The organism is Blautia sp. HCN-1074 (assembly GCF_037890165.1).
Taxonomy (GTDB): Bacteria; Bacillota; Clostridia; order Lachnospirales; family Lachnospiraceae; genus Blautia_A.
In genome coordinates this window covers 55,889-70,172 of the sequence record NZ_JBBKBP010000015.1, presented here as the reverse complement: position 1 = coordinate 70,172, position 14,284 = coordinate 55,889, and the positions used below count along the sequence as shown (strand labels likewise).

Annotated in this window: 10 protein-coding genes; all 10 read right to left on the bottom strand. The window is 37.8% G+C overall.

The annotated features are described in order from the left end of the window. Positions 1-822 carry a carbohydrate ABC transporter permease gene (locus WKT11_RS12920; protein ID WP_117676522.1) on the bottom strand — a complete coding sequence of 274 codons (822 nt, stop codon included), beginning with the start codon at positions 820-822 and terminating at the stop codon, positions 1-3. An 11-nt stretch (positions 823-833) separates the two neighbouring features. Next, positions 834-1,721, bottom strand: a complete 888-nt coding sequence (locus WKT11_RS12915; RefSeq protein WP_117676523.1) for a carbohydrate ABC transporter permease — start codon at positions 1,719-1,721, stop codon at positions 834-836. Positions 1,722-1,821: 100 nt separating this feature from the next. Continuing rightward, a complete protein-coding gene (locus tag WKT11_RS12910; protein ID WP_117676524.1) occupies positions 1,822-3,195 on the bottom strand; it encodes an extracellular solute-binding protein in 1,374 nt (457 codons plus the stop codon). A gap of 141 nt (positions 3,196-3,336) precedes the next feature. Beyond that, a complete protein-coding gene (locus WKT11_RS12905) occupies positions 3,337-4,593 on the bottom strand; it encodes an ABC transporter substrate-binding protein (RefSeq protein ID WP_178761370.1) in 1,257 nt (418 codons plus the stop codon). Then, positions 4,590-6,092: a response regulator gene (locus tag WKT11_RS12900; protein ID WP_117844763.1), complete on the bottom strand. Its 1,503-nt coding sequence runs from the start codon at positions 6,090-6,092 to the stop codon at positions 4,590-4,592. The genes WKT11_RS12905 and WKT11_RS12900 overlap by 4 nt, the downstream gene beginning before the upstream one ends. Further along, positions 6,089-7,927 carry a sensor histidine kinase gene (locus WKT11_RS12895; protein WP_117676527.1) on the bottom strand — a complete coding sequence of 613 codons (1,839 nt, stop codon included), beginning with the start codon at positions 7,925-7,927 and terminating at the stop codon, positions 6,089-6,091. Before WKT11_RS12895 ends, WKT11_RS12900 begins: the two co-directional genes overlap by 4 nt. 1,249 nt (positions 7,928-9,176) lie before the next feature. Then, entirely contained in the window at positions 9,177-10,256 is a 1,080-nt protein-coding gene (locus WKT11_RS12890) for a Gfo/Idh/MocA family protein (RefSeq protein WP_117676528.1), read from the bottom strand. 640 nt (positions 10,257-10,896) lie between these two features. Further along, positions 10,897-11,568, bottom strand: coding sequence for a DUF6198 family protein (locus tag WKT11_RS12885; protein WP_117676529.1), 672 nt, complete (start codon positions 11,566-11,568; stop codon positions 10,897-10,899). 195 nt (positions 11,569-11,763) lie between these two features. After that, on the bottom strand, positions 11,764-13,182 hold the full coding sequence (pyk, locus tag WKT11_RS12880) for a pyruvate kinase (protein ID WP_117844767.1): 1,419 nt from the start codon (positions 13,180-13,182) through the stop codon (positions 11,764-11,766). 253 nt (positions 13,183-13,435) lie between these two features. Continuing rightward, positions 13,436-13,966, bottom strand: coding sequence for a DUF3877 family protein (locus tag WKT11_RS12875; protein WP_117676530.1), 531 nt, complete (start codon positions 13,964-13,966; stop codon positions 13,436-13,438). Positions 13,967-14,284 lie beyond the last annotated feature (318 nt).

The following is a 14,284-nucleotide window of genomic DNA, read 5'->3' as shown; positions in this document are numbered from 1 at the left end:
TCAACCTTTTGCAGCACCTGACATTGTGAATCCTTTTGACATGTAATTCTGTGACAGAATGTACAGTATGATAGATGGCAATGCATAAATTACAGAAAATGCTGCCAGTGGTCCATAACTGATAGAACCATGCTGTCCAAAGAACTGATACAGAAGAACTGCTGCCGGCTGTTTATCCGCACTGCTTAACAAAATGTACGGAATAAAGAAGTTACCCCAGCTTCCCGAAAATGTATAGATAAATACTACGCAGATTCCAGGGAACATCAGCGGAGATACAATCTTTCTGATGGACTGCATGGTGGTTGCACCATCCACCCATGCCGCTTCTTCCAGTTCTACCGGAATCGCATCCATAAAGTTCTTCATCAGCCAGATTCCATATGGTAATGCAGAAGCTGATAAATACAGGATAACACCTGGAATGCTGTCAAGTAACCCTATTTTCAGAAACATTTTATATACAGGAACGATTACAGCAATCATTGGAAGTGCTGTCATAAACAGAATTCCGTACATAAGGCCTTTTTTATAACATAAGTTATATCTGGAAAGAGGATATGCTGCCAGTACTGAAATCACACATACAACCAGTGCCTGTACCCCGGCAATTACAAGACCGATTCCAAATCCCTTTAAATTACTTGCATTTGTAAGAACATTTGCATAGTTACTGAACGTCCACTGATCCGGCCATTTCAAAGACTGATTTGCTCCCATATCAAATGATGCAACAACCAGCCAGATAAGAGGAAGCACAAATACAAGTGCTATAATGGCCAGCAATATATAATGAAGTGCTTTTACAGATCTTTCACTCATTACTTTTCCTCCTAATCATCTGATTTTAATAATCTGGTATAAATAATACTGCACACAGCACCTACAAACAGAAGGATCATACCTACTGCTGTTCCCTGTCCTAACTGGAAGTTCTTCAGTCCCTGATTGTACATATAGATTGGAAGTGTTGTGGTAGACATGCCAGGACCGCCTCCTGTCAGCGCCCAGATCAGACCAAATACACCTAAAGTAGAAAGGGTGTTCAACATCGTGTTCGTAGCAATTGTATCTTTGATACACGGAACAATAATACGAACCAGTGTCTGAATTCTGTTAGCTCCGTCTACACGGGCAGCTTCTTCTATATCTCCGGATACGTTATCCAGTGCAGACTGGAAGTTCAGCATTGAGAATGCGGTACCATGCCATACGTTAGCAATAATGATCGTCATCATCGGATGACCATAAATAAAGTCAACTCCCGGAATATGAAGTGTTCCGATAATCTTGTTAAATGTACCTGAAACATCAAAGAATGCCAGACAGCAAAGGGAAACAACGATCTCCGGCATAACCCATCCTGCCAGGATACATGGACCAACAACGCTTCTGAAAGCTTTTGCCTTTCCCTTCATGAAATATGCAATCAAAAAGCCTAGAACAGACTGGCCTACAAGGCTTCCAATCAGGAAGATAAATGTGTTTCTGATACTTACAAGTGTATTTGGATCAGAAAGAATTCTTTTATAATTTTCAAGACCAATAAACTGAAAGTTCTGCGCTGCTGCTCCTGTAAGAGCCATATTTGTAAAAGAATAGTATACCGTCAGAACAATAGGAATAATGAAAAATGCCAGCAGTAACACCAGTGCCGGAATCAGAAGAACTGATTTCTTAGCCTGGTCTGCCCAGTATTTCTTTTTCAAGGAACGCTCCATTACGACTTCCTCCTTTTAATCTGTATTTTTTTCAAAAACAAAGGCGCTGCCTGTACAAGACAGCACCTTTGTGACATCCGCCTGAAACTTCAGGCGTTTATTACTGTTCTGCTACGTTGTCTTCGCCTACAGTTCTTGATACATCTGTATTATACTGTTTCATTGCATCTTCAACACTTGTTCCGGATACTACGGATTCAACCATAGACTGAATGTATGTTGATACAGAAGAGTACTGATCATTCTGTGGTCTGAAATATGCAGTATCAAGGAATGAAGTTGCCTTTTCAAAGAATGGCTGTGCAACATAATCTGCTTCTTCCGCTACATCTGTTCTTGTACAGATATTTCCCTGATCCAGGATTGCTTTCAGATAAACTTCAGGGCTCATCATGTGTTCCATGAAATCGAATGTAATATCTTTGTTGTCAGCATTTTCCGGAATAGAAAGTGCCCAGCCGCCTGACATTGTAACAGTTCCAGGATCCTGTCCTTCGTTTGTAGGCATTGCTGCAAGACCTACTTTGTCCTGATAATCTTCCCATGGAGAAGCTCCTGTGTCTTTCCAGTTACCTGTAACCCAGATACCATCAATGCTCATACCAAGTTTGCCCTGCGGCATATACTCTCTTGCAGATGTATTTCCAGCCTGTCCGTTTAATACGAGAGATAAGGATGGTCCATATCCATTAGAATAAATGTCATTCAGGAAATTCAGAGAATTTTTGATTCCGTCACTGCCTGTGATCCATTTATTGTCATCATTGAGCAGTTTCTCACCTGTTCCATAGAGAAGCATTTCATAAGTCTGCATGGAAGTAGCTTCACCTGTAGCTTTACCGGAGTTACACCAGAATGGAACTACATCTGGGCATTTCTCTTTGATTGCCGCACATGCATCCAGAATATCCTGCCATGTTTTTGGTTGCCACTCATTGTTTTCATCAAGAAGACCTGCTTTTTCATATACTTCTTTGTTATACCAAATGCCTCGTGTATCTGTGCAGTATGGAAGTGCATACGGTACTCCATCAACACTTACCATATCTTTCATAGAATCATAATATTTTCCGTCGTTCCAGTCATCGTAATCTTTTACATAGTCTGTAAGATCTGTAAGATATCCTGCCGCAACATCGTTTGGAAGCTGGAATGTATCCTCGCATACCAGATCCGGGCATGTTCCCTTGTCAGCAAGCTGTAATGCAATCTTTGTGAAATAATCACCTTCTGATGCTGTGATCGGAGCTACGTCCAATTCTACTTCATCTTTTTTATCCCAGCTGTCATATGCTGCCGTAACCCACTGATATAACGGTGCAACAGACTGATCTGATCCATCATCACGATATGTAAATGTAATTTTTGTTTTTCCGCCCTTGTCTTTTGCATAAGCCGAAACTGTGCTCAGTCCCATACCCATTACCATTGTTGCAGCTAATGTAACTGCTAATACCTGTCTCCTTTTTTTCATAGCTTATCGCTCCTTTGCTTTTGATGAACTTATATTAACATTACAAAAAAGATTTTGGTATTCCAGATTTTTGATATTGTGGGGTGTATTTTGACATTTATATCAAAAAAAGCCCGCTTTGCGGACTTTTTTTATACACATTTATCGTTCAAGAATACTGACTCGTACTGCGTCCTGTATATTTTTTGCAATAATTTCAGGAGATTCGGTGTTCCCTTCCAGACATTCATTCACTCCCTCAGCCAGTTCTTCAGCGATAGAAAACCATGCCTCATTTACAACGATTGCATGATCCTTGTTCTCCGTTTTCAGATCTTTCATCAGAGAATTTTTTCCCTCATAATAAAATTCCTCATCATTTTGATAATCTTCCCCAAATGCCGGTATCACCTGCATTCCTTTACACAATCCCATATATGTTTTCTCTTCAAATAAATAATTCAGAAATGTATTTGCTTCCGCACTGGCATTGACCGTAAGCCCGATGTCATCGCCTGCATCAAACGTCCAGTCAGATTTTTCCCCCGGAAGCTGTGCCACGCCTACTTCAAAAGACGGCTTATTTTCCCTGATAACCGCTTCCATACTCAGCTGGCTGATCATCATTCTGACCTCACCTCTTGAAAAAGCATTCGCCAGATCTTCCTGATTCAGATTTATGATATCCGGCGGAAGAATTTCCTTCTGTTTCATATACTGAAGATCTGCAAAAGCAGAAATACCTGCATTCTGCTCGATCGTATAAAGATTTCCCTGCTTTGCATACAACATCAACATAAAAAACCTGGCACTTTCTTCACTGTCACGGGCTGCAAAACCAAATCCATAACTTCCCTTAGCTGCTATTTTCTCCGCAGTTTCCATAAAAGAGCTCCAACTGGAAGGTACACTTAGCCCTTTTGTATCCATTGCATCTTTGTTATAGAACAATATATACGGATCTGATGTCAGAGGTTTTCCATAATAATTACCATTATACATAACACTGCTCCACAGCTCTGTAAGAGTACTTCTTTTCATTTTTCCCGTAACCTGGTATGTTTTAAAAATCCCCATTTTGATCAGCGACTGCATCTGTACACTACTGCAGATTACGATGTCTGCCATATTCTGTTCATCCTGGCGCAGTGCGATTTCTCTTTTATAATTTTCTCTTGGAATATATTCGATCTGGATTTTTGTGCCTGCATGGCTTCCTTCATATTTTCTGGCAACTGTATTCAGGGCATTTCTCTGATCATGAGTTGTATAAGGTGCCATGATCTTCACCACATTCTCATACTCTTCTGTTTTTTTCTCCATGTCCGGATTGTTCTGTTTAAAAAACATAATAATGACCACAATGATACTGACACACAGAATCCAGACTGTTCTCCATAAGAATCTGACTTTTTTCAAATCTCTTTCTCCTTTCTGAACTCTGAAGGGGTCATGCCACATAATTTTTTGAACACAGACACAAAGTATTTCTGATCTCTGTATCCCACTGCCTCTGCAATCTCATAGACTTTACTTTGCCGGTCGGACAAAAGCATTCTTTTCGCCATGCTGACGCGAAAATTCTGCAGAAATGAGATAAATTTTGTTCCTGTTTCCTGCTGAAATAATCTGCTGAGATATTCCTGGGAAACGTTGCATAAATCCGCAGCTTCTGCCAGAGAAACTTCCGGCTTACTATAATTTTCTCTCACAAAAGATATTGTTTTTAATATAATCTCATTATCTGTAATACTAATTTCATTGAAATTGTGTACCACAAAATTTAGCATTTTCTGAAACAGATATGTAAGCTGTCTTTCTGTAAAACATCTCAGCATACTGCTTACAATATACTGTCCTTCCTCACTTCTGTTTTTGCCTGATGTATCCTCTTTTGCAATTCCCATAGAAAAGCGAATCGTATACTCTTTAATCTGATCCGGATGAAAGTTTCCCTCGATCACTTCCCGTATAAATTTCCCGCCAATCTCATTTACTTTATCTTTATCCTGCTTCAGAATCTCTTTCTGAATCGCCGTTTCCAATGCAGAAGGATACTCTGTGATTTCAAAATGGCAGTTATTGGCAGTCTCCTCATCGATTATCTTTCCTTTTTTCATATGAAACCCATATGGCAGCATCTCTTTCAGATGTGACAGATCTTCATTCAGATTTTTGATGCCGTAATCAGTTGTATAACTGCACACAAATTCTGCAACTTCTGTAAGTTCCGGCACAATGCGCTTCTCCAGCACCCATTTAAGCATTTTGTTTTTCTCTGTATCTGTAACAAGAACCACATATGCGCCACTCTGAAAAAGCGGAATCAGATAGTAATTCTGGATACATTGGACATCCAGTGCTTTTCTTGTCTCATACATCATCTCATTCAGCACTTCCTGTGCCTGACCGCCCAGGTAAAAATACAGCAGTGAAATCTTAATATTCTCATTAACGCCAAGAACTCTTTCCAACGTTTCCCGGTTATCCTGCTGTTTGTTTACATACTCCAGCAGCAGACTTTCCGGCGAAATCTGCTCCGCTTTTTTGTTCTCTATTTTACTCTCGGCATTTTTGATAACTTCCATAAAGTTCTCAATCTCTATCGGTTTCAGTATATAATCCAGCGCATGAAGTTTTATCGCCTGATGTGCATATTCAAATTCTGAGTATCCGGTCAGAAAAATAATCCCTGTTTCACAACCACGTGCCCGCATCTGTTGCAGCATTTCCAGTCCACTCATTCCAGGCATGCGGATATCTGAAATCACAAGATTCGGCTTTTCTCTTTCCACAGCTTCCAGTCCTGCTGCTCCATCTTCCACAGCTGCTACAATCTCATGTTCTGTATAGTGCTGAATAATTTTCACAATTCCTTCTCTTGATTTGGGTTCATCTTCCACTAATACAATTCTCATCGCATTTCCTCCATCTCTCCACAAGGAATCTCCATGGTTATTTTGGTTCCCGTTTCATCTGATTCCACCCTGAAACTGCTGGCATTTCCATAGTACAGGTTTAATCTGGCAATTACATTCCGCACCCCTATACTGGTTTCTACTTTATCCGTTGCATAATCATAATGATTCAGCAGATCTACCAGTTCCGGCTTCATTCCACGTCCATTGTCTGCCACGATTATCCGAAGTTTCTGTTCGTCTGACTGTGAAATCTCTATGTACAGTTCATCCACCTCCGATTTTCCCGGAAATCCATGCACAAGTGTATTTTCCACCAATGGCTGCATAAGCATTTTATGTATCTTAACATGGTACAGACTCTCATCTGCTTTCAATGTTGATAAAAAGGAATAATTCAGTCGTTCCTGCTGTAAATGAATGTATTTCTTCAGATAGGTCAGCTCATCTTTTAATTCCACAATTTCATTGCTTCCATGAATACTGTATCTCATAATTGCTGCCAGTTCTGTAAGCATTTTGCTGATCGCATATTCATTTTTATCCACTGCCATCCAGTTGATGGCATCCAGGGTATTGTATAAAAAGTGAGGATTGATCTGTGCTTCCAGTGCCTGAATTTCTGCATTTTTCTCCTTCAGCATTGCTATACGCTCCATGCGCTCAGACTCCTCTATTCGTTTCGTCATTCTGTTAAAATGCCTGGATATACGCATAAATTCTGTACCTGTAATGCAGCTTTCCTCCATCTGTTCTTCGCCGCCTTTTGTAGCGCGGTCCATAACATCAAGGATATATCGCATAGATCTGTCCACATCATTCGATGTATACCAGGCCAGCAAAATGCACAAAACCGCTGCCAATGCACCCACCAGTACAATGATTACTGAAATATAGGCAAAATTACGCATTCCATAATTCACGTCCTGGATATTCAGCACATATATCTGATTTTTCAGGATTCCCTTGCTCTTTACTCTCAGCGCTGTCTTTTGCAGGATTTTTCTGGTTTTCACATATTTCAAAGCGGCTTTTTCTATCTCTTCCTGTGTAAAGACCGCTTTCTTTTCTCTGTCCAATTCCAGTTTCTGAGGTTTCCAGTTATTCTCCGCAGAAGATATTACATTTCCCTTATTATCTGCAATCAATGTAACATTAGATTTTGTATTTCCTGAACTGTATATATATTCAAGCATTGTTTCATCAAAACACAAAATCACAAAGCCAACCGATCCCTTCTGATATTCAGAGAAATCCGTTAACTGATGGACAACATACATACAGTTATAGATTCCATACCCTTCCTGTGCGATACAGACAGATGGCAGATAAATCGTTCTTCTCTCATCTTTTATCAGTTCCATTGTATTATTGTTTTTGATCTTGTTTAAATCAAAACAAAAGCTGCTTTGCCCTGACTGCGTAACTGTATCATAAAAGCAAGTATCATAATGTGTTCCAAAAATAGCGATTCCAAGAACTCCCGAATTATTATAGCACAGTTCCTGTAAACGTTCCCCGATTTCATGTTCCGCCTGATATCGTTCGGAATTATCCCAACGGTTGATTGGTTTCAGCCTCTGTGTATAAAATTCATCCGTATAAATTCCCTGTATAATTTTTTCATATCCTTTATAGAAATTTTCAATATTCGAAGCATTCTGTTCCAGATTAGCCTGAATCAGTTCACCGGTCTGTGTTCTGACAACACTTCCACTTAACTGATAATTCAACACTAGAATACAGCAGATTGGTACAATCGACATAACCAACGATAATGCTAGCAGTTTTTTCGCTACTGCAAGACTCTGAAATTTATTCCAGATTTTTTTCATATTAAACTCCTGTTTTCTTTTTTATATGGATAATATTTGATAATTTTCCTGGAAATAGTTTTGTATGAACGAGTGCCAAACCGCATCTGTCAGAAAAAATAATTCTTGTACAGACACTGGTACACTTTTTTGCAAACAGAACTGTACCAAGCAACTGATAACAAAATATAACATTCTACATGCAATTGTCAATGGTAGGATCTGATTATAAAGCACAAAACTTCAGTCTTATTAATAATGATTCAAACTTCCCATCTAAAATTAAGACATAAATACTGGCTTACTTATCGCGGAAAAAATAAGCAGAGAATACGAAAAGTTAAGAAAAAGCTTAAAGAAAATCCTATTGTCGAATGTAATAAAATTCAAAACAGTTATTACCCAAACTTATTTTCGAAGTTTATCTAAGTAAATAGTTTACGTAATCAGAGTTATATTGATTATTCTTGCCAAATCATGTTTGGAATCTTATATTATAAACTATAAATATATAAGCGAAATTTTTCGAACATGTAAGAAATGACACAAACATTTAATGATGTCAGAGGGTTGAAAAATGGCAAACTATCATTGATACCACAGAACTGGACAATGCCATCAGAAAAAGAATAATTACTCTCTTATCTGTTGTTATAGTCATTGCAAAGCAGATGCATTTATGAAGTATGATAGAAACAATAAATATTGAAAGCAAAAATTTATCTTCAAAATAACCTTGTATACAATTTCTGAGCATTTCATAAAATTTGAAGAAATAAGTCAATCATAATTTTTGTTGTATAATATTTTGTAGTGTAAAATCACTTCTTTATGATATTTTAATCAAACTCATTATACAAAAAAATCCTATACAGCATTTCCTTGATGAAAAAATTGTAAAGTAGTGTCTGAAAAGAAATAAAATAATTGCACAAAATATATCTTCTAAATTATCAGCCAGCTTTGGACGACACCTAACCAAAACAGAAAATATAAAAAACAATTCATATAGCGCAATTCTAAATCAATTACATTTTAATAGAAAAGTGATGCCTGCCAAAAGAAAATCGCAAATTTATATAAATTTTTCTGAAAAGATCAGTATTCTCATTCAATTTAGATATTTTTCTAGATTTACAAAAAAATATGTAGACTTTTAAATTTTTCAAAATGGCAGGCTATAAAATAAATTTATCTTTCAAAGCTGGGAACTTTACATTCTTGCTTTTCAAAATTGTTATTACGCTTTATCATATCAGACATCACTTCTCTATGATTCTAAAGAACTCCAGAGCTGTTTTTCTGTTTTTACTATTTTTTCAGTTTCGATTGCTTGCTCAAGCATAAAAGATAAATAAGTATCCTGAAGTGCTTCGCGTAATGAATAAAATTCAGTTCCACTTTCTGTGAAATTTTTCATACATGCAAGGCAAGATGCTACAGCAATCTCATCATCATTCATTCTTGCAGGATAAAAGGGATTTTGATAAATTTGTTTATCCAAAAACAGAATTCCCTTATGTGCCCATTCACTATTATTATTTATGCCTACATCCACTCTATGGAGAGATTGTTCTATTGGTTGATTAGATGCATTCAGAAATCTTACAGTATTATCATTAATTTCCCCCCGAACACCCCGAACATTCCAGCGTCGTGTACGAATTTGTGAAAAATACTGTTCACCTTCAAAATCCATAAAAGCATTTTTTCCATTTTCAAATTGCATAAAAGCCCAGTCTCTATCTTCTTGAATAATAGTTCCACTTTCATCAAAACCATTTCGACCATTAGTAGCTGTTACTTCTGACCAGAATTTTTTTCCCTGAATAACACAATTTTCGTATTTAATACCGAGAATTTTTCGGAATATGCTGATTGCATGATATCCGTGAAGCGCAGACAGCATAGCACTAGATGTTGTGCCCAAGTAACCTTGCCTGATAATATCTAATATACTTGCGTAATAAGGTTGAAAAAAATATTGTTCTACAATTTGTATGCGTCCATTATATTTTTGAGATAATGTCCATAATTCATTTAATTCTGCAATATTTTTTCCGGGAGGTGTTTCACAGAGTACAGGAATTCCTTTTTCCATTAATTGTACGAGATAATCTTTTACAATTTCCCGTGGAACACAAAGAACAGCAAAATCCGGCTTTCTGGAAAGTGCTTCGTCTAAATCAACGGTAGTAAAAACATGTTCCTGTAATGCAACTTCTTTTGCACGAGTTTCTGTACGTAATACACCTGCACATATTGAAAACTGTTCTGGTAAAAGTTTTGCAATTCGGTAATAAAAGTCGGCCCTCCAACCATATCCAATAACCATATAATTTGCTTTCATCTGTTTTCACCTTATCCTTTCACTTTAGTGGCTATCATACTGGCAATAATATATTTTTAAAGAATTATAAAAAATATTAACATTGGCAATACAACTATCAAAATACAGTAAAACCATCTTGCCAGCCCTTGTTTGAACGTCCAAAAAAATTACAAATTACCGTGAAGATAGTTGATTTTTTGCAAATTTTAAATAGAATGATGGAATCACAAAATTATTCCATACATCAATAATGGTAATACAATGTTAGTTATCATAATTTATTTTAAGATTAGAAGTAATACCTCAATAGACATTTGCCACAAATTACAACCGTCCATTATGGATATTTCATCAATTTCCTGCGGTACTCCTTTGTAAAACAACAGAATATCGTAATGGTAAAAGGAATCCATAATGAACTAAACATACAAATTACTGAGAATAAATTACCATATATATGCAAATATTGCAATACAAAAGGAACGGATATACTCTGTAAAATTAATGTAAGACAAAAAGCTCACTAGAACTTTTCACACCAATAAGGTGGGTTGAACTTTTCTAAAAAAATGGAACTCGTAGCAAGACACAAATCCCATTTTAGGTATAAAAAGTCTTAGTTAGTTTATTATCAAAACTCCATTTATCACATCATCTGCTATCTATGCTGAGTAAAATTCACAAACCTGAAGTGCTTATCCATCTCATCACCGATCAATCCAATCACTTTCCCCATGGTAAATGCCGCCAACACTGTTCCAATTCCAAGTCCGTTGATATGTCCCAGGATCAGTCCGGTCATACAGGCAGTAATCGTCAGGCAGATCACATCAAAAGAAACCTTAACCTTAGAATATTTCACCTTTATAATCTCTGACAGCTCACGAGGAAACAGATCCGTCGGAATGATTGGAAGACCACATCTGTTAGAAAGTGCAATTCCTATGCAGATCAGCAGATAACTGATCACAAAATATAACACTCTGAGCGGAATTGTCTTTGGCAGGATATTGATCCATGCCTCATTAACATCCAGCAGTTCACTGAATGCAAATCCAACCAGAAAACTGCACAGATAAGCAGGTACAAATTTTTTTCTCAGTATCATCAGACTTAAGATCAGAAGTGCCTGAAAAATATAAGTCCATGTTCCCAGTGTGATTACCGGAAATACTTTTTCAAATGCATAAGGAACACTGGATATGGCAGATATTCCGGAACCGGAATACAGCATCAGAATAACAGCAAGACTGTTGATCATGACTGCTGTCACCAATGCCAGCTCTCCTCTGAAAATATGTCTCGAATCTTCTTCTCCATTTGTTTTCATAACAGTTCTCTCCTCTGGAGCGTGTTTCAAACACGCTCTAACACAAACAAAGGACTGCTGTCAGAAAGTATTTTCTGTCATACTTTTCTGACGGCAGACCCCTGTGGCTTTTACATCTTATATTTTCTGAAAATATTATTTTTTATCGAATCAGGCAGGTAGATTTCCCACTTCGACTACTGATATTTTCCTGACTTACTCAACTGTGCAGACGCGGATCAGATTTGTTCTTCCCGGAATTCCAAGCGGTACACCACCGGCAAATACAATAGTGTCGCCAACTTTTACAAGTTTATGCTTCTGTGCTGCTTCGATTGCTCTCAGGCAAAGGATCTCAGAACTGTATTCTTCCTTGGTCAGCATCGGATAAACACCCCAGGACAGATTCAGCTGGCGAAGGACTCTCTCAGAGCTTGTACATGCACCGATCAGACATCCTGGTCTGTGTTTGGACATCATATGAGCTGTACTTCCAGATTTTGTCACTGCAAGGATTGCACTGGCCTTCAGGTCGATTGCGGTCAGACAGGTTGCATGTGCGATTGCATTTGTAATATCTGGATTCTCATTTCTGTCTGTTTTCTTAAAGATTGTATTGTAATCAATATTCTGCTCCATATGTTCTGCAATACGGCTCATCATCTGAAGTGCCTGTACCGGATATTTACCGGCTGCGGTTTCTCCTGAAAGCATAGTTGCACTTGTTCCCTGGAAAATCGCATTGGCAACGTCTGTAGCCTCTGCACGGGTTGGTCTCGGATGAGAGATCATGGAGTCAAGCATCTGTGTTGCTGTAATAACCGGTTTTCCTGCTGTGTAAACTTTCTGGATGATTTTCTGCTGGATAACAGGTACATATTCCGGCGGGATCTCAACACCCATGTCACCTCTGGCGATCATGATGCCATCTGCTGCTTCAATAATCTCGTCGATATTGTCAACACCCTGCTGGTTCTCAATCTTTGCAATGATCTGAATCTCTTCACCGCCGTTTTCTTTCAGGATTTTTCTTACTTCGCGGATATCGTTTGCAGTACGTGTAAAAGATGCTGCAACGAAATCAAATCCTTCCTGGATACCGAAGAGAAGATCATCATGGTCTTTTTTACTGATGAATGGCATCTTCAGGTTTGCACCCGGAACATTGACACCCTTCCTGTCGCCAATCACACCTGCATTAATAACCTTGCAGACAATGTCCTTTCCTGAGATGTCCTGAACCTCCAGGTCTACAAGTCCATCATCAACCAGAATATGTCCGCCCGGCTGCACATCCTTATAAAGCTCTTTATAAGTAATGCTTACGCACTCATTAGTTCCTTCAATATCTTTATTTGTAAATGTAAAAATCTGTCCTTCTTCCAGAGAAACCTTGCCATCCTTGAAGCATCCAAGTCTGATCTCCGGTCCCTTTGTATCAAGAAGTGCTGCAACAGGTCTGTCATATTTCTTGCGAAGTTCTCTCAGTTTCTGGATACGGCCTCTCTGCTCATCGTGAGGTCCATGTGAGAAGTTGAAACGTGCTACGTCCATTCCCTCTCTCACAAGCTGCTCCATAACATCGCCCTTATCAGTAGACGGTCCCATTGTACAGATAATTTTGGTTTTTCTCATTTAATCTTTCCCTCCAAACTGTCAACTCAATTTTATCTATTTTATTCCTGTAAAATAATGTAATAAAATGTTACCTGTTTCTATAAATGAAAATATTAAATCAAATAAAAATTACCATTATTGAGACTATCTGTCAATATGGAATTTCGGCTTATTTTTGTTGATATTTGACAAAAAAATAACATACTTTTGTTGCAAATGTCACATATATTTTTGCCGATCCGACAGTTGGAAAATTTTTCACCCATTCTTATCAAAAACCAAAATCTGCATAATCTTCCGGCAGGAATCTGTGGTAAATGATATGGCATCCTTCGTCTTTAAAACAATAATAATAAGGATCTGATCCGTCATCAAAGCGGATCATCACATCAAACTCCTCGTTATCCATTGGTTCAGTAATGATTTTATCTGAATAAGAATGGAACAGTTCTTTAATTTCATCTATCGTACATCCATGTCTGCCAACCAGTTCGATCAATGCCTTGATGAATTCATTCTCTTTCATATTATTATGTACATATTCGGAAGCTTTTTCCGAAACAGTGAAGCAGAAACGATCTCCTCTGTGTGATACTGCTACTTCACCAAATTTCTCTTCTATATAAGAAGGAAAATCTTTTAAAATCTCTATCATGCCTGCAGCATCCGTCTTATTGCCAAAGAAATGATTCAGGGAACTGAGCGGATAATAAAGGCTGATCTTCTCCTTCATATATCCAAGCTTCGCCTGTTCCTCTTTGATCACATCGATCAGACTGGTTTCTAATCTGTTATAGTTCATTTATTTTCCCTCCTGAAAATCTGTCCTTTTGCTTTTTCTGGTTAATATTTTATCAGACATTGCCCGAAAATCAATGCATTTCTTTTTCAATTGTACGCCCGCCAAAACAATTTCAATGTTTTCTTTTTCATACAAAAATAAAGAGCTTGCGAAACTGTCCTTTTTTTCTCCCTCTGACAAATAACTCTGACTGGATAAAACAAAACAGATAAAACCAACCACTTCGTTGCTTTTTTAACCAAATAACTGCTTGATTCAGTTAAAAAAACAGCGTTCCGAATATTATTTATATCCGAAACGCTGTCATTATTCCAGTTA